Below are 23,027 nucleotides of genomic sequence, written 5' to 3' on the forward strand. Positions count from 1 at the left end.
TCAGGACGCGTCGTCCAGCTGATCGCACAGCGCGCCGGCCAGCGCCTTCGTGGTCGAGTACGTCCACAACAAGGTCGGCGAGAGCCGCAGGCCGAACGTCGACTCCAGGCGGTTGCGTAGTTCCAGGCTCATGAGCGAGTCAAGACCCAGTGCCTTGAACGGTGTCTCAGGCTCCAGACGGGCCGGATCCGCGCGCAGTACGCGGCCGGTCAGTTCCCGCACTTTCTGCTCGATCAGCTCGGCCCTGACCTCCGGGGCGGCCTCCCCCAGACGGGAGCGGAACTCCCCGCCGAAGGCGCCGGCGCCGGCGGCTCGCGCAGCGGCGGCCCGCAGCGTCTCCCAGCTCGGCAGCGCCGCCGTGTCGGGGTAGGCGTCGAACCACCGCCGCAGGTCGAGCGGCACGTACCCGGCGACGGGCTCGCCCCGGCCGAGCATGTCCGCCAGCGCCGGCCACGCCTCGTCCACCGTGATCCCGCCCATGCCGCGTTCCTCGAGGCGGGCACCGCGCTGCTCGTCCGCGGCGGCCAGGCCGATACCCGTGAACGGTCCCCACTGCACGCTCAGCCCGGGCAGACCCCGTCTGCGGCGGGCCTCGGCGAGCGCGTCCAGGTAGGCGTTGCCCGCGGCGTACGCGGCCTGGCCCGCGTTGCCGACGAGCGCCGCGGCCGAGGAGAACAGCACGAACAGGTCCAGGGGGTCGTCCACGGTGGCCTCGTCGAGGTTCCGTGCCCCCTCGGCCTTCGGCGCGAGGACCCGCGCGATCTGCTCGTCGGTCATGTTCTGGATCACCGCGTCGTCCAGGAGGCCGGCGGCGTGCACGACACCGCGCAGCGGCGGCAGGTCCGCCCGCAGTGTTTCCAGGCTCCGCCGCAGCGCGGCGACGTCGGCGACGTCGCACTGGACGGTCTCGATTCTCGTGCCGCCCTCGCGGAGGCCGGCCACGAGCTTCGCCGTGGCGTCGTCGGGCGCCGAGCGGCTCATGAGGGCGACGGCACCGGCGCCGTTCGCGGCGAGGAACCTCGCGAGGGACAGACCGAGCGCCCCGAGCCCTCCCGTGATCAGATAGGTGCCGTCGGCGCTGAACCGGCCGCCGGGCATCGGAACCGCGGCGACCCGGCCGACGCCTTCCGGCTCCGTGAGCACGAAACGGCCGACGTGCTCGTTGCGCGCCATCTGGAACAGGGCCGTACCGGCCTGCGCGAACGGACGACGGTGCACCGGCAGGGGTTCGAGCCGGCCGGAGCTCACGTGCTCCCAGACGGTGTGCAGGATCTCGGCGAACCGCATGGGGTTGCGCCGCACCAGTCCGTTGGCGTCGGCGGCGGACACGGTGATGCCCTTGGCGAACGCGCTGAGGCTGATGCTGCGCCCCTTCGCGATGTCCTGCTTGCCGGCCTCGACGAAACGGCCGTCGGGAGCGAGGACGTCCAACCCCGCGGAGATCGCCGCGCCGGGCAGGACGTTGAGGACCACGTCGACCCCGCGGCCTCCCGTCGCGGCCATGACCGCCTCGGCCCACGACAGGTCACGTGAGTCGAAGACGTCGGCGACCCCCAGCTCATGGAGGTGAGCGCGCTTGCTCTCGCTGTCGGCCGTGGCGATCACCCGCGCACCGAGGAGCAACGCGACGTGCACTGCCGCCAGACCGATGGTGTCGGCCGCCGCGTGGATCAGAACCGTGTCGCCCTGGCCGACGCGGCCGTGGTCGACGAGCGAGTACCACGCCATGGCCATGACGAGGGGGATCCCCGCCGCCTCCGCGTCGCCGAGGGTGGCGGGCACCGGCAGCGCCTGCGCGGCGCGTATCGTCACATGATCGGCAAGGGCGCCGAACACGCAGGCGGCGACCCGGTCTCCCGGCGAGAGCATCGTGACGCCCGGCCCGGCCGCGACCACCCGGCCCGCGCACTCGCCGCCGAGCAGCGCGGCCTCCCCGGACAGGCCGGGGAAGGCGCCGACGGCCTTGAGCACGTCGGTCGGATTGAGCGCGGCGGCGGTGACCTCGACCTCCACCTCGCCGGGCCCGGGCGCCCGCCGGGACAGCGGGACGCAGTCGACGCCGTCGGGCCGTCCCGGGCGCAGGACGGCGACGCGGAACGGCTGCGGCTTCGTACGGGCCACCGGCAGCCCGGCGGCGGCCTCGTCCGATGTGTCCCCCGCGGTCAACCGGGCCGCCAGCCGCCGCCCGTCGCGCAGCGCCACCTGGTCCTCGCCGTCACCACGCAGGATCTCTTCCGCGCAGGCCGCCGCCCAGCCCGGCGTGGACGGGTCCACGTCGATCACGCGTGGGGTCAGTTCGCCATGCTCGCGGCACAGCACACGGGCGTACCCCCAGTACATCGCCGCTCCGGGGTCCGGCTGATCCGCGGCGGTGGCCGCCTGGGCGATCGGCGTGACCACCACCAGGCGCGGTGGCACACCCTGCCCGGCGCAGGCGCGTACCAGCCGCGTGAGCCGGCCGAGGCCGCGGCGCTGAGCGTCGAATCCGGCGCCCGCGGGAGGCGCGGCGAACACGACGCCGTCCGCGGGGGGCAGGTCGGCGGTGACGGCCGTGTCCGCGTCCGCGACGAGGACGACCTCGGCCCCTGCGGCCTTCATGGCCGTGCCGAGCGCCGGATCTCCGAAGACGGCCCAGCGGCCCGGCGGCGCCGGCGTCCCGCCGGGTTCCCGCCCGGTCACGTCGGTCCACCGGACGCGGTGCAGGCGCTCGGCGCCGGCCTCGGTCGTGCTCACGCCGGGCAGCGGCTTCAGCGCGAGCCCTTCCATGACGAGGACGGGTGCGTGTGCCTCGTCGAAGACACGGACGTCCACGAGGCCGTCGTCGCGGCGCACCGCGTGCGACCAGACCTCGGTCACGGGCTCGTCCAGTGCGCTGAGCAGCCGGACCGCACGCACGGCCGTCGGTACCAGCGCCTCGTCCCCGTCGAACAGGGCGAGCGCCACCTGCAGGGCGCCGTCCCACAGGGCCGGGTGCAGCACGTGCGGGCGGTTGCCCGGGAGGAGCCGCTGCTCGAGCCGGACCTGACCGGCGGTCTCCGCGCCTCCCGGCAGGATGTGCAGCGACCGCACCCGCTGGAACGCCGGTCCGTAATCGAGTCCGCGTCCGGCGCACCGCCGGTAGAAGTCGGCGCCGTCGATGACCTCCACGTCCCCGGCCCAGGCCGGAAACTCGGGGGCGGGCCCGCCGTCGCCGCCGCCGAAGTACACCCGTGCGGTCGCGTTCACGACCCACGAGGCGCCGCCGTCGGGCAGCGACAGGATCCGGACGCCGCCGCCGTCGGCGAGGTCGTCACTCCATTCGGCGGTCAGCCGGACCGGCCCGCCGCCGACCGCGATCTCACTGCCGAAGACGACGTTCTCCACCCTGCGCGGCACGGCGTCCCTGCGCGCCCGCGCCGCGTTCACCGCGACGGCGAGCATCGCCGTGGCCGGCAGGACCGGCGCGTCGTACACCCGGTGATCGGAAAGCCACGGCAGGTCGTCGGCGGAGATCTCCAGGCCGCCGTGCCACGTGTCCGGTTGACCGGGCGCGGGGACGAGTGCCACGTCGAAGCCGGTGACGGTGGCCGGGCCGGGCCGGCGGACCGGCGTCCAGTGGCTCTCCCCGTGCAGGGGGTGCCCGGGCGCCTCGGCGAAACGACGCCGGGGCAGGCCGCCGAACGGTTCCAGACCCGCCGTGTACGCCCGGGCGAGCGCGAGCGCGAAGCTCCCGGGCCCGCCGTCGTCACGGCGCAGCGTCGGCAGGACCACCGGCGGCTCGGCGCGGCCCGCGGCGAGTTGCTCGATGGCCGGGGTCAGCACCGGGTGCGGGCTCACCTCGATGACGTGGCTGACGCCCTCGTCGAACAGCGTGCCCATCGCGTCGGCGAACAGCACCGGGTTGCACAGGTTCTCCACCCAGTACGCCGCGTCCATCTCGGTGCCGTCCAGACGGCGGTTGCGGACGGTCGACATCAGCTCGATGTCGCCCGCACCCGGCTCGGCGGGGGCGAGCGCGGCGAGCAGGTCCTCCCGCAGGTCGTCCATCTGCGGGCTGTGGGAGGCATAGTCGACGTTGACCAGACGGCAGAAGACGCCCTCGGCCTCCAGCAGCTCCTTCAGCACCAGCACGGAGTCCTCGTCGCCGGACAGGACGCACGAGCGAGGCCCGTTGTGCACGGCCAAGGAGACGCTGCCCTCGAAGCCCTCGAGTGACCGCAGCGCGGCGTCCCGGTCCAGGTCGACCGCGAGCATGCGGCCCTTCCCTGAGGTACGGCGGGCGATGGCGCTGCGCCGCGCCATGATGAGGGCGCCGTCCTCGTAGGAGAGGATGCCGGCGAAGGTGGCCGCGGTGATCTCGCCCTGGCTGTGGCCCAGGACGACGTCGGGCACGACGCCGGCGGCGCGCCACGTCTCGGCCAGGCCCAGCGACATCGCCCACAGCGTCGGCTGCAGCATGTCGATGCGGGTGGTCCACTCGTCCCCGGCCTCGCCGAGGAAGACGGCGAGCGGGTCCCACAAGACGTGCGGGCGCAGCGCCTCGGCGCAACGCCGTACGACCCGGGCGAACAGCGGGCTGTCACGGTAGAGCTCGCGGCCCATGCCCGCCCACTGCGAGCCCTGACCGGGGAAGACGAACGCCACCCGGCCGCGGCCGACGGCACGGCCCGTCACCAGGCCCGGCGCGTCCGGCTCCGCGTCGCCGGAGGCCAGCGCGTCGAGGGCGGCCCGGGCTCGTTCCGCGTCGTCCGCGAGCACCGCCGCGCGTACCGGGAAGTGGTCACGACGCCAGGCGAGGGCGCCGGCGAGTGCCGTGGCCGCGTCCGGTGTCTCCGCCGGCGCGTCACGCAGCAGGGCGGCCCGCTCGGCGAGCACGGAGGACCGCTTGGCGGAGATCGGCAGGAAGGCGGGCAGGCCCAGGTCCGGGGTGTCGTCGCCGGCTTCCTCGGCGGCCTCCGGCGGGTTCCTGATCACGACGTGGGCGTTGGTGCCGCCCCAGCCGAAGGAGCTGACCCCCAGGTAGATCGGGCCGGTCTTCGGCAGCCGCAGCGGCTCGCGCACGACCCGGACGTTGAGGTCGTCGAACGGGATCTCCGGGTTCAGCTCCTCCGAGTGCAGGCTCGGCGGCACCGTCCGATGCCGGAGCGCGAGCAGGTTCTTGAAGAGTCCGGCGAGGCCGGCGCAGGCCTCCAGGTGACCGATGTTGGTCTTGACCGAGCCGATGGGCAGCGGGCCCGCGGCACGCCCCCTGCCGAGGACGTTGCCGATCGCGGTCGTCTCGACCGGGTCACCGCGTCCGGTGCCGGTGGCGTGCGCCTCCACATAGGCCAGCGCGTCCAGGGGAACGGCGCCGTCGCCGTACGCTCGGCGCAGCAGGTCCTCCTGACCCTCGCGGCTCGGCGTGACGAGGCTGTCCCCGCCGCCGTCGTTGTTGACGACCGTACGGACGATGACGCCGTGGATCCGATCGCCGTCGCGCAACGCGCGCTCCAGCGTCTTCACGTACAGCACCGCGACGCCCTCACCGCGCACGAACCCGTTCGCGGACGCGGCGAACGACTTCGAGCGGCCGTCGGGCGACAATCCGCCGAAATGGGTCAGCCCGACGGTCACGTGCGGGTCCAGTATGAGGTTGGAACCGCCCACGATCGCCGACTCGATCTCGCCCTGCCGCAGTGCCTGCGCGGCGAGGTGCAACGCCACCAGCGAGGACGAGCATCCGGTCTCGACGGTGAGGCTGGGCCCGCGCACCCCGAAGAAGTACGAGAGCCGCGCCGCGATCACGTCGAGGGCGTTGCCGACCAGGCTGTGGGGGGTGGCCCGGGCGCCGCGTTCGCGGCGGAGGATCTCGTAGTCGTGCCAGGACGCGCCGATGTAGACGCCCGTGCGGGTGCCGGCGAGGTCGGCCGCACGCTGCCCGGCGTCCTCCAGCGCGAGCCAGCTCACCTCGAGCAGCAGCCGCTGCTGTGGGTCGATGGCCTCTGCCTCACGCGGAGAGACGCCGAAGAAGTCGGCGTCGAACAGGTCCACCCCGTCGATGAACCCGCCGACCGCCTGGATCTGCCGTTCGGGGTCGAGCTGAACCGAGGTGTCCCAGCGGTCCGCCGGGACCGGCCTGATCGCGTCGCCGCGGTCCGCCAAGAGCCGCCACAGGCTCTCGGTGTCCGGCGCGCCGGGAAACCGCCCCGCCATGCCGACAACGGCGATCAGGTCCGCGGGGTCCTGTGCTGCGTTCGCGTCCATTCGCTGCCTTTGCGTCTCGCTGATGGCCACAAGGGTCCGGTGTGCGGTCATGCCGGCACACCACGACCCCGTATCCCGCGGAGGGCGGGTCTTCCTGTCGCGGCGGTGACGGGCGCGGCGTCTACTCCTTGACCCGCATCCGCACGAGGCCCTTGCTCGCCCGGATCATCCGCGGGCCGATCTGCGGCGGCGCCTCACGGCGGCACCATATGGCGTTCTTGGCCATCTTCATCGGCGTCATGTTGAAGCACCGGGTGTCGCGTTCCCCCAGGCGGAAGGCCGGCGAGATGAAGTCCGCGTCCTTGATGCGCGTGAGAATCTGACGGGCCGCCGCCTCGGGCGCGACCGAGCCGCCCTCGACCTCACGGCACAGGTCGCGGGTGACGACGCCGAGCTCGTTGAACCCGTCGCTGACCGGGAACGGCGACCCAGGCCGAACGCTCTGCTCAAGGTCGAGGAAGACGCTTTCGCCTCCCCCCTTGATGTAGCGGTAGTAGGCGTCCTCGAGCATGACGTTGCCGAGCATGGTGCCGAGCATCCAGGTGCGGCAGACGGCGTTCCAGAGCTCGTAGTCATCGAAGCCGACGAAGGAGCTGTAGACCAGGTCGTCGTGGAAGTCGAACAGCCCCTGCTGCAGTCCCTCCAGATAGGCGAAGCGCTCATAGGACCAGTCGCCATCGCGCGAAGCCGCGATGAGCCGCCAGCCCAGGGCGTTGACGAGTTCCATCGTGTTCGTGAGACCACGAGAGTAGAGGGCGTCGATGAACCCGGCAGCGTGCGAGGTGAGGCAGAACCGCTCGCCGACGACCTGCTTGGCCGAGTACTGCAGCCGGCCCGTGGACACCCACGACCGCACCGACTTCGCGTCCCTGAACTGGTACGCGATCTCCGGGAAGCGCTCCAGGAAGGCGTCGAATTCCTGCTGGGGCGACATGTCGCCCTTGGGGTAGATCCGCGGGTCGAGGGTCAGCCCCACGCTGCACAGCGGATTCATCGCGCCCGGGTGGTTGTCGAACGGGATCACCCAGAGCCAGCCGCCCTTGAACACGTGGTGGAGGGTTCCGTTGTGCCACGGGTTCGGCTGGTCGTGGTGCCGGGCGGCGGGCGCGTCGTCGAACGGGGTGACGCCGACCATGTGGGTGAACAGGCAGCGCGAGTTCGTACGGGCACGTGTCGGGGTCTCCCTGAGCTCGAACTTCTCCGCCAGCGGCGAGCGGAAGCCGCTGCCGTCGATGACGTAGCTCGCCCTGAACTCCTCGCCGCGGTCCGTGCGCAGCACCGCGCCGGTCTCGGGGTCGATCTCGACGTCGGCGATGCGCGTGTTCAGCCGGGGGTGCGCGCCGTGCTTCACCGCGACATGGAAGAGGTAGGCGTCGACGTCCTGCCGGAACAGGTGGCTCTCGGTACGCAGCAGCGAGGGGACGACCAGCTGGTTGATCTGTCCGGGATCCTGCGGCCTGCCCTCCTCGTGGTAGACGAAGCCGAAGTTCTGTTTGCGGCCGCAGTTGCGGGAGACGTGCTCCTGGATTCCCTTGAAGCTGGACAGCGCCTTGAGTTCCGGGACTCCGTACCGCTCCGAGATGAGCCGCGTCATGCCCGAGGTGTACGGGATCGTCGACTCGCCCACGGCGAACCGCGGGTGCGTGCCCGCGTCAAGGAGCAGAACCTTGACGCCGTTCCTGGCGAGCACGGCGCCGAGCATCCCGCCGGCCATGCCGCTGCCGAGGATCGCGACGTCGTAGTGGTCGGCACGCGTTTGTGAGGTGGTGTCTCGCTGCAACTCCCTCACCTCTCATTCCTGGTTTTGTGGAAGGTCTCGCTGGTCTGCGAAGTTCGCCGTGCGCGCCGGGGCGCGTTCACGATGGCGGTCCTGCTATGGCTCCGCCGGGGACCGGGTCGAGGTCCGGGTCGCGGATCCCGAGCCCTCCGTGCCCCCGGGCGCCGGCGTCTCGACCGGCTTGCGGTAGATGAGCGACAGCAGCGGGCCGGTCATCACCGTCGTGATCACCGCCATGGCCACCATCAGGGAGTAGAGAGAGTTGTCGAGCAGGCCGATCTGCAGGCCGACGCCGAGAATGATGAGTTCGGTCAGTCCTCGGGTGTTCATCAGCGTGGCGAGCGCGATGGCCGGTCGGGCGGGCAGTCGCTGAAGACGCGCCCCGGCGTACGTTCCGCCGAACTTGCCGAGCACCGCCACCAGCAGGATGACGCCGAACTGCCCGAGGTCGGCCAGATCGAGGCGGCCCAAGTCGACCTTCAACCCGGCCGTCACGAAATAGACGGGCAGCAGCAGCGACGTGAGCTGACCGACGCGATCCTGCACGTCGACCCGCACCGCGGTGGCCCCCTGGCGCGGCATCGCGAGCCCGAAGAGGAAGGCACCAAAGATCGCGTGAATTCCGATCGCCTCGGTGACGGCCCCGGACGCCAGAGCGCCGGCCAGCACCAGCGCGAATGTCCATCCCGTCAGCGGCGCGCCGATTCCGCGGGGCGTCAGCAGGCGGCGCAGCAGCGGCCGGACCACCAGCATCATCACCGCCCCGACGAGGACGATGAGCACGACGTGCCAGGCGCCGCCCTGGTCGCTCACGCCGGCCACGAGGATCGCGAGCGCGATCCATGCCACCACATCGACCACCGCGGCTGTGGCCAGGGCGATTCCGCCGAGACTCGTCCTGATGAGAGAGCGGTCGGCCAGGATCCGGGCGAGCACGGGGAAGGCGGTCACGGAGACCGCCAGCCCGAAGAACACCACGAACGCGCTCCCTGGGCCCTGCGCGTGGTCGCCCAGCAGGGACGCCGCCAGCCCCACCCCGAGTGCGAACGGAACGAGGACGGAGCCCAGGGCCGCGCCGGCCACGACCCTTGTCCGGCCGCTGATCGTGTGAAACTCGATCTCCATGCCCACGAGGAACATGAACAGGGCGACGCCGATGTTGGCCAAGGCCGTCAAGGGCCCGGTCAGCGCCTCGGGAAACAACACGTCGGCGATCGCGCCGTGCATGATCGTGGGGCCGAGCAGAATGCCCGCGATGATCTCACCGATCACGGGTGGTTGCCCGAGCCGGGCGGCGAGCGCTCCGAGAGCGCGTGCCAATATCAGGATCAGCGCGAGACCCAAGAGCAGCAGTTGCACCTCATGGCTCGTCAATTCGGAGAGCTCCGCTCGCTAGTCGGGCCGCGGACGAGGGGTGATCCGGGTGGCGGCGCCGTGTCCACCGCCCGGAGGGGTCAGGAGACCGCGGTGGTCAGCGAATCAAGCTGGATGTCTTCAAGATCGATGTTGAAGAGCGCGTGCTGGCCGCTGAGCCCGGAGATCAGCGTCACGAAGTCCTTCGACGGTTCGTTCTTCTTCTCCGGGTCGACGAGTTCCTGCGCGAGGCTGTAGTAGAACTCCTTGTGCCGGGTCCGGTCGTAGAACCGCTCGACGAACACGCGGATCTCGTCGAAGAAGGACCTGTACGCGTCCGCGTAGCGCTGCAGGGCCACCTGCTCGATCCCCGGGTTGTCGAGGATCTTGTCGATGATCTTCGACAGCACGCTCGCGGCGAGCGTCGCCAGGGCCACGCCGGTGGAGAACAGCGGGTCGACGAACGCGGCCGAGTCACCGACCAGCACCCAGCCGTTGCCGTAGAACTTGTGACCGGTGTAGGACCAGTCACGCGCCGTACGGAAACCGCTCGCCTGGTGGGCGTCCTTGAGCAGTTCCTTGAGGCGGGTGGTGCGCTCCCGCTCGGCGTTGAAGAGCTCCTGGAGCGACATGTCGGTCGCGCCCGCCGTCTCCGAGCGCGTCACGTAGCCGACGCTCATGTTGCCCTTCTCGATGGGAATGGCCCAGAACCAGCCCTCTTCGAGACCTTCGATGAGAATGTTCGTCCACTCGTCGCCCGGGAGCCGGTGGCAGTTGTCGAAGTAGGTCCAGACGGCGACGTTCCGCAGTTCGTCGTGCCACGTGACGTCGGCGTACTTGCGGCTCAGGAGACGCGCCTGCCCCGACGCGTCGACGACCAGCGAACTGCGGGCCTCGCGCACCTCGTCCATGCCACGGATCTGGTAGCGGACCCCGATGACACGGCCGTCCTCGTTCTCGACGGTGTCCTTGACGGTCGCCTCCTCGATCACGAACGCGCCAAGCTCACGCGCCCGATTCAGGATGAGGGCGTCCAGGTCGGCCCGCCGGGTGTGATACGCGTGAGTGAACTTGCCGCCCTTGATGAACGAGAAGTTCCAGGGGATCTGCTGGTTGCCCCAGACGAGGCTGCCGCCGTACTTGCGCTCGAAGCCGCGGGCGTCCATGAGCTCGGTCAGCCCGAGCTCCTCCATGGGCCGCATGACCGCGGGAATGAGTGACTCGCCGATGTGGTAGCGCGGGTGGCGCTCCTTCTCGAGCACCAGCACGCGGCGACCTCGCTGAGCGAGCAGACCCGCGGCGGTCGCGCCGGCGGGCCCGCCGCCGATGACGACGACGTCGAAATCGTCAGGAACCCCGAAGAGAGTGGACGACATCCGTGACCTTCCCTTTTTCCGATCCGGTCGCGCACGTTTGGGCCGTACGTCGGACTCAGTCTGCGCCGGGGCGTCTGAAGGCCATCTGTAGGCCGACTGAAACAGGCCGTCAGGGCGATCGGTTGTGCCACGAATCAGGCGCGCCGAATTGATGATTCATAGCCGGACCAGGACACCTCCTGCGTCGGCGGCAATTTCGGAGAAGACGTTCCCCTGGCCATTTGCGAATCTCGTTGAGCAGCGACACCCCATGCACCGCCGGCGCGGGAACGGCGGCGATCCGGTCGGCGTTCGAGCCTTACATCCGACCAGGACCGCCGATATCGAGAATCGCTCGCGCGAAGAGGCGGGTCTCCTCGGGGTCCACCAAGTATTCGCGGGGCCATAAGCCACTGAATGCCTCACCGAAACAACGGCCCGGCAAAAGGCCACAAGGAGAACAAGTGATGAAATCCTCCATCACATCCGGGCCTTTGGGCCAGGACGACGATCCCCGGGCCCCGCTTCATCGGCTCGCGCGCCTGCTGGATCCCGGGTCCCCGGTGATGTTGCACCAGACGGACGAGATCGCGACGACCACCGTACGCGGCCAGGTCGACGGGGTGAAGGTCATCGCCTTCTGCACCGACGCCAGGCGGCGGGGCGGCGCACTGGGCCTGGCGGAGTCCCTGCGGATCGCCGAGGCCATCGACCTGGCGGCGAGCGAGGGGTGCCCGGTCATCGGCCTGTGGCACTCCGGCGGAGCGAAGATCGGTGACGGCATCCAGTCGATGCACGGGATAGGCCGGATCTTCTCCGCGATGGTCCGGGCCTCCGGAATCGTGCCTCAGATCTCCGTCGTGCTCGGCCCGGCCGCGGGAGGCGCGGCGTACGGACCGGCGCTGACCGACCTCGTGATCATGGCGCCGACCGGCCGGATCTTCGTCACCGGACCGGAGGTGATCGCCGGCGTCACCAGCGAGAAGATCGACATGACGAGCCTGGGCGGCGCCGAGGCGCATGGCCGCAAATCGGGGGTCGCCCACGTGACAGCCGAGTCGGAGGACGACGCGTACGACACGGCGCGCCGGCTTGCCGGATTCCTGGGCTGCCCCGGGTCGTTCGAGACGGGCGCGACGGAGGCGCCCAAGGACCTGCGAGCGTTGCTGCCCGAGTCGCCGCGACGGGCCTACGACGTGCGTCCGCTCGTGCGTGAGATCGTCGATGGCGGCGACTTCCTCGAACTGCAGCCGAAGTGGGCGCCCAACATCGTCATCGGTCTCGGCAGGCTGGGCGGAGGCTCGGTCGGGATCATCGCCAACAATCCCCTGCGTAAAGGGGGCTGTCTGGATTCGCTGAGTGCGGAGAAGTCGGCCCGGTTCGTCCGGATGTGCGACAGCGCGGGGATCCCGCTGATCGTCCTCGTCGACGTCCCCGGATACCTCCCGGGCGTCGAGCAGGAGTGGAGCGGCGTCGTACGGCGCGGCGCGAAGTTGCTGTACGCGTTCGCGGAGGCTCGGGTGTCGCGCGTGACCCTGATCACGCGCAAGTCCTACGGCGGGGCCTACATCGCGATGAATTCGCGTTCCCTGGGGGCCACGGCGGTCTTCGCCTGGCCGGACGTCGAGGTCGGCGTCATGGGCGCGGAGTCCGCGGTGCGCATCCTGCACCGCAAGGAGATCGAAGCCGTCCCGGAGCTTGAACGCGAACCGATACGCGCCCGCCTGACCCAGGAACATCGGCGGGCGAACCGCGACCTCGTCCACGGGCTGGACCTCGGCGTGATCGACGAGGTCATCGACCCGGCCGCGACCCGCGTCCGGCTGCTTGAGGTGTTCGCGACGCATCAGGCCGGCACGCGCGGGCGGCACGGCAACATCCCACTGTGATTTCGCGAAGGCCACCGGACTGAGGGCAATCTGGGCGATGACCGCTTCGTCCCGAGCGTTGCATTCTGGGTTATATCCAGAAAAGATCGGCGACGGCTTGACGGCTGAATAACGAATAACAATGCCGCGCGGATTCGGCGACCCATGAACGCAGGCGAAAGGAGGCGTCCGACATTGTCAGCTGCGCTTGAACCGATGCGACTTGACCTGCTGGGTCTGATGAGAGTTTGGCAGAGCGGGCGGGAAGTGACGATCCGGGCGCCGAAACAGCGTGCCGTCCTCGCTCTGCTCGGACGCCAGGTGAACGACGTCGTACGGCCGGACGAGATAATCGATGCTTTGTGGGGCGAGGATGTCCCGAAGTCGGCGGCCAACTGTGTGCACACCTATATCGCCGGATTGCGCAGGACCCTTGAGCCGGAGCGAAGCAGGCGGGAGTCCGGCGCTCTCATCGTCTCCGCAGGCAGCGGCTACAGCCTGCGCATGGACCAGGAGGACATCGACGTCGAGCGGTTCCTGCGGCTGCACGCGCGGGCGCGGCGGTTGAACACCGAAGGGCGGCCGGACGCGGCGCTGGAGGCGTTCGACGCGGCGCTCGACCTGTGGCGTGGTGACGCTTACGCCGACGTCCCCGGTCCGTTCGCGGAGATGGAACGCACGTACCTCGCGGAGACGCGACTGACGGTTGCGGAGGACTGGGCCGCCGCGATGCTGGCCGCCGGACGACACACGGAGGTCACCGGCGCACTGTCGGACCTGGTCGTCAAGGAGCCGCTGCGAGAGCGGCTCCGGTGGCTGCTGATGCTGGCCCTGTATCGGTGCGGCCGCCAAGCGCAGGCCCTCGCGGTGTACCACAAGACGCGACGGCTGCTCAGCGAGGAGCTCGGCATCGAACCGGGGCTCGACCTGCAGCGACTGCACCAGCGGATCCTGTCCGGCTGCCCCGACCTGATCGCCCGTGGCGCCGCGGAGACGGCGCCGAACCTCCCCCTGACCGTGCTGGACTCGCAGGACACCCCCGACCCGGCGCTGCCGCGGCCAGCGCAGCTGCCGCCGAACGTCCGCGGCTTCGTAGGCCGCGACCAGGAGCAGGCGCTGTTGCGGGACGTGCTCATGCCCCACCGCGAGTCCAAGGACGCGAGCACCAAGCTGGTCGTGATCGACGGGACGGCGGGGGTGGGCAAGACGGCACTCGCCGTACACATCGCGCACCGCCTCTCCGACCTCTATCCGGACGGTCAGCTCTTCATCGACCTGTGCGCGTTCGACCCGGACCGCGACCCGCTGAGCGCATCGGCGGCGCTGGCCTCCCTGTTGCGTGGGCTCGGCGTGGAGGAACGGCGGCTGCCCGCGACTCTGGAGGACCGGACGGCGTTGTACCGCAGCCTCCTGCACAACCGCCGGATGCTGACCGTGCTCGACAACGCGTCCGACGCCGAGCAGGTGCGACCACTGATCCCCAACGGCCCGACCTGCGTGCTCGTGACGAGCAGGCGCCAGCAGATCGGTCTGGTCGCCCGGGACGGAGCCCACCGCATCTGCCTCGCTCCGCTGGCTCCCCACGAATCGCTGGATCTGCTGAGCTATCTCGCCGGGCCGAAACGGGTGGCGGCACAGACCGCGGACGCCCAGCGCCTCGCCGGACTCTGCGGTCACGTGCCGCTGGCGTTGCGGATCGTCGCGCAGCAGTTCGCCGCCGACCCGATGATGACGCTCGCGGACATGGCCGACCGGTATGCCGCCGAGCAGGGCCGGCTGGACCGGCTGACCATCGCCGGGGACGCCACCGCCAGCCTGCGGTCCGTGTTCGCCGCCTCGTATCTGGAGCTGTCGCCCCAGGCGGCGCGCATGTTCCGGCTGCTCGGCCGGACTCACAAGCCCGTGATCACGGTCTCGGAAACGGCGGTGCTGGCAAGCGTCACCTGGGTGCACGCCAAGCAGCTTCTCGACGTCCTCACCGCCAACCACCTGCTGGAACCGGTCGGCCGGAACCGCTACCGCTTCCCGGCGCTCATCGGCGTGTACGCCGCCGAATGCGCGCGGGAGGATCCCCGGGCGGCGGCATCGGCGTGGCGGAGCCATCCGGCCGCGACCGGCTGAGGACGTCACGCCGTCACAGCGTCTGAGCGAGACGTGTGGGTGCCAAGAACTCGGCCACCTATGCGGCCCGCACGTACTCGTGAATCAGCCCGCCGAGGCGGTCACATCGGATGACCTCGATGTCGTCCTCAACCGAGTCGGCGGGCCGCCAGCGGGGCACCGAGCCGTGCAGCTGGGTGAAGGCGCCGCCGTACTCCCGCTGGTGGGCCTCCTCGGCCAGCGCGAGCCAGCAGCTCGGGGCGCGGGTGATCGCGGCGACGCGGTCCCCGGCCGCCTCCTCGGCGTGGGCGCACTCCCTGGCGTACAACCTGACCAGGTCGTGGAAGCGGTAGCGGATCTGGTCGGCGCCGTCGCGGCCCAGCACCTCCAGATGGATCACGCTGGCCCCCTCCCTGGGGGCGAGGTCTCCCAGCGGGTCCCGGCTGGTCACGATCACGCAGCAGGTGCCCGAGCCGGGCAGCAGCGGCCTGACCTGGTCGATGACGCGGGCGTTGTCCAGCACCAGCAGCACCTGGCGCTTGCCGATGACGGTGCGCAGCAGGCCCGCGCGCTCGTCCAGGTCCTCGGGGATGCGCTCGCCGCCGATGCCGAAGGCCCGCAGGAAGCGGTCCATGACCGCGCCGGGCGTCAGCGGCCGGGCGTCGAGGTCGTAGCCGCGCAGGTTCACGAAGAGCCGGCCGTCGGGGAAGCGGGAGGCGACCCGGTGCTCGACCTGGGCCGTCTGGACCGCCGTGGGCTCGGCGGGAGCGGGAGCGGGAGCTGTGACGGGTTCCGGTTCCGCGGCGGCCTCGGGGGCGGGCGCGGGCGTCCGGGCGGGCGGCCGGCGCGGGCGCCGGGGTCAGCTCCAGGTCGTCGCGGAGGACGGCGTCGTGCAGGGCCTGCAGCTCGGTGCCCGGTTCGATGCCGAGCTCCTCGACCAGCTGCATCCGCCCGATCCGGTACGTGTCGAGCGCCTCCGCCCGGCGCCCGCACCGGTACCTGGCCAGCATCAGCTGGGCGCGCAGCCGCTCGCGCAGCGGGTTGGCGTCGACGAAGACGGCGAGGTCGTCGATGAGTTCCCGGTGCCTGCCCAGGGCCAGCTCCAGCTGGACGCGCTCCTCGGTGAGCGTCAGCCGGCGGTCGTCCAGCCTTCGCGCCTCCGACTCGACGAACACGCTCTCGATGCCCGCCAGGACCGGGCCGCGCCACAGGCCGCACGCCTCGGCGAACAGCCGGGCGGCTCCGGCGAGGTCGCCCGCGCTCTCCGCGAACCGCGCCTGGGAGGCGAGGCGCTCGGCGAGCAGGTCGACGGGGACGACCCGGCCCGCGCGCAGGATGAGCGTGGCGACAATGATGCGCTGGCGTGACCCGCCGATCGAGACCCGTTGCTCACTTACCAGGACTTCAAGCGGACCGAGAACTCGAAACGACAGAGCAGTGTCCATGCGCCACCATCGGGAAGTGTTCGACCGCCCCTTACGCAGGGTGAATCATTTATTCGCGAAAAACCCCATTCCGACAGCATTTGTCCTGGTATGTCCAGTCTTTATGGTGCAAGCGCCCTGGAGTACGGTCTCACTTGCGGGATTGTCGGGGCTTTTCGGCGACCGGACGTCCGTGTTCACGCCGAACGACGCGGCCGGAACCGAAGGGGGAGGCGGACGGCGCCTTCCTCGCCGCCACGAGGGTGCCGTGTACGGCGACGAGCAGCTCCAGCGTCACGGTCCACCAGCGGTTGGTGCGCGCACGGGTCATGAACAGGCTGCCCAGGAGCAGGGACATTCCGATCCCCGGAGGGCCGGGAGCCTACGCCTCGGCCGCGCTCAGCCACGCGCTGATCCCGGACAGCGCGCCGGGGCCGTAGTCGGAGGTGACGTCGCGGGCCAGGTCGGCCACCGTGACGGATCGCAGGGCGTCCCGCCAGGCGTTCTCGGCACCGGCCATCGCGCGCTTGATGGCGCAGGGGGCGGTGCACGACTCCGGCGAGGCGGCCAGCGGGCCGCGCCGGCGGATCTCGGTGCAGACGAAGGCCGGGCCTGGCCCGTCGACGGCCTCGACGACGTCGAGCACGGTGATCAGCTCGGGAGGGCGGGTGAGGACGTAGCCGCCCGCCTTGCCCTGGACCGAGCGGACGAGTCCGGCGCGCGAGAGGGCCTGGAGCTGCTTGGCGAGGTAACTGGGCGAGACGTCGTGCAGTTGCGCCAGCCGCGCGGCCGGCGCCGGCTCCTCCACCGAGGTCAGCACGACACAGCAGTGCAGAGCCCACTCGACCCCACCGGACATCTTCACCTCCTCACTCTATCCACCCCCCTTTGACTCGGACAAAAAATGTCCGTGTAGTATCCCGGATAACAGATGTCCGAGTTAGCGGGCATGGATCACCGAGGAAGGGCAGGACGTGCCATGAAGTTCGCAGTCATCGGCGGAACCGGGCTGATCGGGTCGAAGGTCGTGAAGATCCTGAACGAGGCCGGGCACGAGGCGGTGCCGCACTCGCTGTCCACCGGAGTCGACGTGCTCACCGGCCAGGGCGTGGACGCGGCGCTGGCCGGCGCCGACGTGGTCGTCAACCTGACCAACTCCCCGACCTTCGACGAGGCCTCCCCCGCGTTCTTCCAGACCTCGATGGACAACCTGCTGGCCGCGGCCCAGCGCTCGGGCGCCGGGCACTTCGTCATCCTGTCCATCATCGGCGTCGACCAGGTCCCCATCGACTACTACCGCGCCAAGACCCTCCAGGAGGACCTCCTCAAGGCCGGCCCCATCCCCTACTCCATCGTGCGCGCCGCCCAGTTCATGGAGTTCATCGGCGACATCCTGTCCTGGACCGCCGACGACGAGACCGTCCGCCTGCCTCGCACCCCCCTCCAGCCGGTCGCCGCGGCGGACGTGGCCGCCACCGTCGCCGACGTCGCGGCCGGGGCACCCCTGGGCGGCATCCTCGACCTGGCCGGCCCCGACGTGTACCCGCTGGACGAGCTGGGCCGGATCACCCTCGCCGCCAGGGGCGACAAGCGCTCGGTGACCACCGACGACGACGGCGGCATGTTCGCCGCCGTCCCCGGCGACGTCCTCACCGCCAAGGACGGCGCCCGCATCGCCCCCACCCACTACACCGACTGGCTGAATTGAACTCCTCGCCGGTTTGAAGGCCGGAGATTCTCCCGTCGTGTCGCGGTTGAGAGCTCCTGACAGAATGGGCTCTGCCGTGCTTTGATCTCTCGCTGTAGCGACGGCGAGAGGCGTGGGCAGGTGGCGCGGCCGAAGCCGTTGAAGGTCGGTGACGAGTTGCGGGCGGTCGTCGAACCACTGCTGCCCACACATCAGCGTCGAGCCCGTTGGCCAGGACGTAGGCGACCCGATGACCGCCTCGCCCTGCAGGGCATCTTGTTCGCGCCCTACACCGGCATCACTTCCGCCGACCGCGCATCCGCCGGGAAGTCCGTGACGACGTCCACGAGGCCTCCCTCAGCCTCGGCTGCGCTCTGATCTGCTTGCGACGCCTCAACTCATCGTGTCAGCAGTTCCAGGGCGGCCGCGCGGTCGGCGGCCGCGGCCGCGCTGCCGGCCCGCCTCGATGCTCGGTAAGGGTCGGTGGTCAGTGAGCTGGACTCTGTGGGGCGGGGTCTGCGAGGTCATACAGTGGCCGCCGTGACGAATTTGGCGCAGATGGCGGCTTTCGCTGGTGTGATGACACTCGGGGCGATGTCTCCCGGGCCCGACTTCGCCGTGGTCGTCCGGCGTTCCGCCGTGTCCGGCCGCGCGTACGGCATGGCCGCTGCGGCCGGGGTCTCGGTCGGGGTGTTCGTCTGGGTGCTGGCCGCGGCGAGCGGCATCGCGGCTCTGCTGGCGACCTCAGCCATGGCGTTCACCGTGGTCAAGGTCGTCGGGGCCGGCTACCTGCTGTATCTCGGGGTCAAGGCCTGGCGTGCGGCTTTGCGCAAGGGCGGCGACCTGCGACTGGATCTGCCCGCCTCGGGAAGGCGCGGCCCGCTGGCGGCGTTCGCCGAGGGGCTGCTGACGAACATGCTCAACCCCAAGGCGGCGCTGTTCCTCATCGCGCTGGTGCCCCAGTTCGTCTCCGGCGACGCCGGGCCGGGCGACGCGCTGGTGCTGTCGCTGGTCGCGGTGGCGGGGACCGTACTGTGGTTCCTCCTGGTGGCCAACATCGTGGGGGCACTGCGCCGGCTGTTCGCCAAGCCGGCCGTACGCAAGACCGTGGACGGCCTCACCGGAACCGCGTTGATCGCCCTCGGCGTCAACCTTGCCGTCGCCGGCCGCCCGTAGAAGGGACGCAGACCAGGTAACGCCGAAAGGGCCGGTCTCCAGGGCCGGCTCCGTTCCACCCATGGCCTCCTTCTGGGCTTCTTTCGGCGTTCATCCCTTTCCCTCTGGACGGCTCCTGCCACCGCCGGTGAGCCGACATCCCACGCCGCGGGTACCGAGTCGGTCGGCGCTCGCCGAGCGCGGTCTCCTCGGCGCGGCGCCGCTGCTCGGCTCTTGCTCAGCCAGATGGGCCTGCCAGACCTCGATCGCCGCGACGGCAGCAGGGCCGCGGCATTGCGCTCGGGGCCTTTTGGTCGGGAAGCTACGGGCTGCCCCCACGGCGGCACCCTGACCGCTGAGGACGGTCTTCGTGCCGCTCGGTTGGTGCTGCGTCTGCCGCTGGCGCCTTCTTCAAGCGCGGAATGAGTCACGTCGGTAACGCCGGCCGCTTGTCGCTGTAGCCGTGTTCGTCACTTGGGGGTGGTGAGCCACACGTAGAGGCGTTCACGAAGACGCAGCCTGCGGGTCTTCGCTGTCATGGCCAGGGCGTGCCGGTTCTCTTCGATCGTAAGCATTTGCCGCAGATCCGCCGCCTCACGGGACGCACCCAGCGTCTCAAGGATCGCGACCTTGGCGCCATTGGCCGTGCGTAACAGCCGCCACGTCATTTCCGGATGATCCTGCCGGTGCTGATGACAGATGGCGATGGCTTGTTCGACTCGATCGAGCGCTTCGGCTGGCCGGTGTGAGTGCAGCAGGATCCTTGCGAGGTCGCTGAGCCGACCAGCGCGTTCGATTTCGGCCAGGTCATCGGATACGGCGCCTGGCTCGACCGCTTCCTCTGCGGCCAGGAGTGCTTCGTCCCATCGCTCGGCCTCAGCCAGTCGAATGCTCAGGTTGTTGAGGGCGTTCGCGAGTCCGGGACGGTGGTCGTCGCCCAGTTGCCGATAAAGGGCGACCGCCTCTCGGGCGATGTCCATCGCCTCGGACTTCCGGCCGGCCGCCGACAGATCGACGCTGTGGCCGTGGAAACCGAGGGCGAGGTGCGGCAGGACGCTGGTGTCGCGTGCGGCCAGGCGCCGATAGATCGCGATTGCCTCGGCGCCGGGGGCCAGCGCCGCAGCGTGGTCACCGGACGTGCTCCTCAGCGTGGCCTGCACGGACAGCGCGGACGCGAGAGACCCGCCGCCGACCTTTCGCTCGTGTGCGACCATGTCGTCGAACATGCGCATGACCTCGGCCCAGCGGTCCGCGACCTCCCGCCCGTGCGCGGGGTCGGAGACGGCGGCGGCGACTCTCAGCGCGTACGCGAGCGTCTCATCGCCGTGCTCCAGAAGGAATTCCGGCGCGTCGGCCGGTGAAGCGAGGTTCTCGGTGAGGTCGATCAGATCGTCGCGGAACTCTTCGTATCCGGCGGCCACGAGTTCGGCGTACAGCTCCGCCGCCCTCTCCAAACGCGTTCCGGCCTCATCCCAGAGCCCCAGCGCACGCAGGTAGGAGGCGCTGTTGCCCAGAGCCGCCGCCGAGATCTCCAGCAACCACGCGGATCGGACCCCCGGCGCATCGTCGCACAGGCCGATGGCTTCGTCGGTGACCCTTAAGGCGTCGTCCCACCTGCGGGTCTCGGTGTAGTGGACACTCGCCAGGTTGACCAGGGCCATTGCCAAGGGTAGGCGCGCGGCCGCGTCACGCGCGAACATGCGGCGGAGCAGGTCCAGATGTTCTTCCGCGGCCGCCGTGGCCTCCGCCGCCCGTCCGGTGAGCCGTAGCAGGTCGGCTACCTGGTTCAGTGCCTCGGCGAGGCGATCGAGGAACTCACCGGGCCGCATGGCGGCGAGGTGCCGGTAAGCGGTGCACGCCTGGAGGGCGGGGGCCAGGGCCTCTTCGTGGCGACCGAGTTCGGAAAGCCGCCCGGCCAGGCTCGCCAGAACGTGCGCGAGTCCCGGCTCGATCGGAGCCGTCCCCTCACGCCGCCACCGGCGGACAGCCCGGCGTCCCGTCATGGCTGTCATCCGCCTCCACTGGAGCGTCGCGGCGGTGGAGGCCGAATCCAGCGCCTCGTCGTATTCTCCGAGGTCGGCGAGGATCACACTGCGGGTGATCAATGCCCGCGCCTGCGCGGCGTCACCGTCGGACAACACCGGACGCCACGGAGGGTGTTGCAGCCACAGTCGCACGGGCAGGCGCGGTGAGGGCATGCGCTGATGCCAGGAGAGGCTTTCCTCCACCGCCGCCAATGCCTCATCGGCCCGTCCGCCGGCGCGGAGCGTGTCCGCCAGAAGACATAGGTCATCGGCGAGCGCGGCCTGCCGGGCCGCGTCCACAGGCTGCTCCTGGACGAGGCGGCGGCGCAGGGCGACCGCCGTCTGCGCGGCCTCATGGGCCCTCGCCGGCTGACCGGCTCCGGACCGTCGGACGGAGAGCATGCGGTATGACCCAGCTTTGGTCGTATCGTCCGGGTCCTGAGTGAGTAGATGGTCGTGCAGGCGCTGGCTGACGGCGGCCATCGCATGGTCCAGGTCTGCGTGCCGCCCGTGCGGCAGCCGCGCCGCGATCCGGGCCAGCAGTCCGGGGTCGAGATCGGGAAAGTCCGCCAAGGCGCCGAGTACCATCCCGCCCGCCCTGACCGGCAGGTCGGGCCTGGCCAGCAACAGTGGGTAGAGACATCCTCGCGCCACGTGCGGCCAGCGGGCGGCGGTCTCGACCAGGATGGTCATCGCCGATCGCTGCCACGGTGACTCGGGAACATACGGCAGCGACCAGCTATCTAGATCGGAATGGAGGTGAAAGTCCGGTCCGGGCAGGTCCGCTCGCTCGCGCCGGACGCGCTCGATCTCGCCCTGGACGCCGAACGCACCGACGAGTTCCGTGCCGAGGGTCAACCCGATGAGCCGCCCGACCGCGTCGGCCGCCCACGGGTCCGGCGGGTGGCCGTCGATGTCGTGACCGGGCAGGGCGAGGGCCAGAAAATCCTCGGCGAGCCGGTCGGGGCGCAGCGGCTCGAGCACGGTCTCCTCGTCGAATGGCGGGTAACACACGGTGTGGTCCTGCAACGCCGCCGCCTCCCCGGCGCCGACCCGCCGCAGTATCTCCGCGGCGACCTCGTAGCGAAGCGGGCCGGTCAGGACGGAGGTGACAACGGTGCGGGACATCACCTCAGGCGGGGTCCGAAACGACAGTCCCTCGGCACCGCCTGCGTACAGCACGGCCCAGTGGCGGCGCTCCCGATCGAGAAGGTAAGCGGACAACCCAGCCAGGCCGGTGGGGGACGGTTCCCGGCGGACCGAAGCGTCGACGGCGACCAGTGCCGCCATGTGCACCGCGAGCGTGAGCCCGAAGTCGGAGTGCGAAAGGTCGGGAAACCCGATCCTCGCGGGATCGACCTGATAGCGAGCGGCGAACGCGTCACGGGCGGCGGCGAACATGTACTCCCGTTCCGATCTCGCTTCGTGATGCGGGGACAGTCGCTGCGAACCGGTCTCGGCCGTGATCGCGAGACCGGTCAGCGCCGCGCGTACGGCGGGCCACGGCTGGGCTGTCCTGGCAAGCAGGAGCACCCGGCACGGTGCCTGTTGAAACATCCGGTTGCTGAACAACACCGTCAGGTGAGACAGCGGCCAACGGTCCGCATAGTCCACGAGCACGAGCAGCCCCGTATGGCCGGCTGAGCTCAGGTCCTCGTGCCGCTCGCTGGAGCGCAGAACGGTCGCGGAACCGTGCACCGCGGTGACCACTTTCCACCCCGCCTGACCACTCAGTCCGGCGAACGCGGCCCCGAGTCGCGTCTTGCCCTGGCCACCTGGCGCGTGCAGCCATCGGACCGACAAGCCGGCCGGACCATCTCGCCATTCCACGAGCCGGCCGAGTTCCTCTTCGCGTCCGACGAACGGCACGATCTCGTAGCGGGCGTCCAGCAGCCTGCTCGGTGGCGACGACGCTTGCGTCGGATCCTGCTCGCGCCGGGAACGGTATTCGGTCAGCATGTAGAGCGGCCCTCGGCCGTGGAAAACGTTGACGTCGGCGTGAGAGGCGGCGTAGGCGAAACCGCTGCCGAATACCGTCTGTCGTCGATCATGGTCGGCCATG

Annotated in this window: 12 protein-coding genes and 1 pseudogene; 4 read left to right on the plus strand and 9 right to left on the minus strand. The window is 70.5% G+C overall.

Annotated features, from left to right (window positions below; all coding sequences use genetic code 11):
• The 4 genes from ACTOQ3_RS13005 to ACTOQ3_RS13020 form a co-directional block, all read right to left on the minus strand.
• The gene (locus ACTOQ3_RS13005) at positions 1–6,222 is read right to left on the minus strand and encodes an SDR family NAD(P)-dependent oxidoreductase (protein WP_440083640.1); all 6,222 of its coding nucleotides are present in this window, start codon (positions 6,220–6,222) and stop codon (positions 1–3) included.
• Positions 6,223–6,343: 121 nt separating this feature from the next.
• Positions 6,344–8,011, minus strand: a complete 1,668-nt coding sequence (locus tag ACTOQ3_RS13010) for an NAD(P)/FAD-dependent oxidoreductase (RefSeq protein WP_440083641.1) — start codon at positions 8,009–8,011, stop codon at positions 6,344–6,346.
• An 84-nt stretch (positions 8,012–8,095) separates the two neighbouring features.
• Positions 8,096–9,358 (minus strand): cation:proton antiporter domain-containing protein, encoded by a 1,263-nt coding sequence (locus ACTOQ3_RS13015; RefSeq protein ID WP_440083642.1) that lies wholly within the window; start codon positions 9,356–9,358, stop codon positions 8,096–8,098.
• Positions 9,359–9,453: 95 nt separating this feature from the next.
• Positions 9,454–10,728, minus strand: coding sequence for an NAD(P)/FAD-dependent oxidoreductase (locus ACTOQ3_RS13020; protein ID WP_440083643.1), 1,275 nt, complete (start codon positions 10,726–10,728; stop codon positions 9,454–9,456).
• A gap of 446 nt (positions 10,729–11,174) precedes the next feature.
• Here ACTOQ3_RS13020 and ACTOQ3_RS13025 point away from each other — a divergent pair, with 446 nt between their 5' ends.
• Positions 11,175–12,596 carry an acyl-CoA carboxylase subunit beta gene (locus ACTOQ3_RS13025; RefSeq protein WP_440083644.1) on the plus strand — a complete coding sequence of 474 codons (1,422 nt, stop codon included), beginning with the start codon at positions 11,175–11,177 and terminating at the stop codon, positions 12,594–12,596.
• 219 nt (positions 12,597–12,815) lie between these two features.
• On the plus strand, positions 12,816–14,696 hold the full coding sequence (locus ACTOQ3_RS13030) for a BTAD domain-containing putative transcriptional regulator (RefSeq protein ID WP_440083645.1): 1,881 nt from the start codon (positions 12,816–12,818) through the stop codon (positions 14,694–14,696).
• Between the two features lie 58 nt (positions 14,697–14,754).
• On the opposite strand, the gene ACTOQ3_RS13035 is transcribed toward ACTOQ3_RS13030, so the two are convergent.
• From ACTOQ3_RS13035 to ACTOQ3_RS13050, 4 genes and pseudogenes are all read right to left on the minus strand, one after another.
• Positions 14,755–15,363, minus strand: coding sequence for a hypothetical protein (locus ACTOQ3_RS13035; protein ID WP_440083646.1), 609 nt, complete (start codon positions 15,361–15,363; stop codon positions 14,755–14,757).
• A 250-nt stretch (positions 15,364–15,613) separates the two neighbouring features.
• Positions 15,614–16,120 (minus strand): annotated as a pseudogene (locus tag ACTOQ3_RS13040) (AfsR/SARP family transcriptional regulator); the annotation flags it as partial.
• Between the two features lie 130 nt (positions 16,121–16,250).
• Positions 16,251–16,457 (minus strand): hypothetical protein, encoded by a 207-nt coding sequence (locus tag ACTOQ3_RS13045; protein WP_440083647.1) that lies wholly within the window; start codon positions 16,455–16,457, stop codon positions 16,251–16,253.
• Positions 16,458–16,481: 24 nt separating this feature from the next.
• On the minus strand, positions 16,482–16,958 hold the full coding sequence (locus ACTOQ3_RS13050; protein ID WP_440083648.1) for an RrF2 family transcriptional regulator: 477 nt from the start codon (positions 16,956–16,958) through the stop codon (positions 16,482–16,484).
• A gap of 120 nt (positions 16,959–17,078) precedes the next feature.
• On the opposite strand from ACTOQ3_RS13050, the gene ACTOQ3_RS13055 reads away from it, so the two are divergent.
• Entirely contained in the window at positions 17,079–17,807 is a 729-nt protein-coding gene (locus ACTOQ3_RS13055; RefSeq protein ID WP_440083649.1) for an SDR family oxidoreductase, read from the plus strand.
• A gap of 573 nt (positions 17,808–18,380) precedes the next feature.
• Positions 18,381–18,962: a LysE family translocator gene (locus ACTOQ3_RS13060; protein WP_440083650.1), complete on the plus strand. Its 582-nt coding sequence runs from the start codon at positions 18,381–18,383 to the stop codon at positions 18,960–18,962.
• A gap of 449 nt (positions 18,963–19,411) precedes the next feature.
• Here the strand turns inward: ACTOQ3_RS13060 and ACTOQ3_RS13065 are convergent, their stop codons facing one another.
• Complete coding sequence (locus tag ACTOQ3_RS13065) at positions 19,412–23,026, minus strand: hypothetical protein (RefSeq protein WP_440083651.1); 3,615 nt, start codon at positions 23,024–23,026, stop codon at positions 19,412–19,414.
• Position 23,027: the final 1 nt, after the last annotated feature.

The sequence above is a fragment of the Streptosporangium sp. LJ11 genome (assembly GCF_051918945.1).
Classification (GTDB): Bacteria; Actinomycetota; Actinomycetes; order Streptosporangiales; family Streptosporangiaceae; genus Streptosporangium.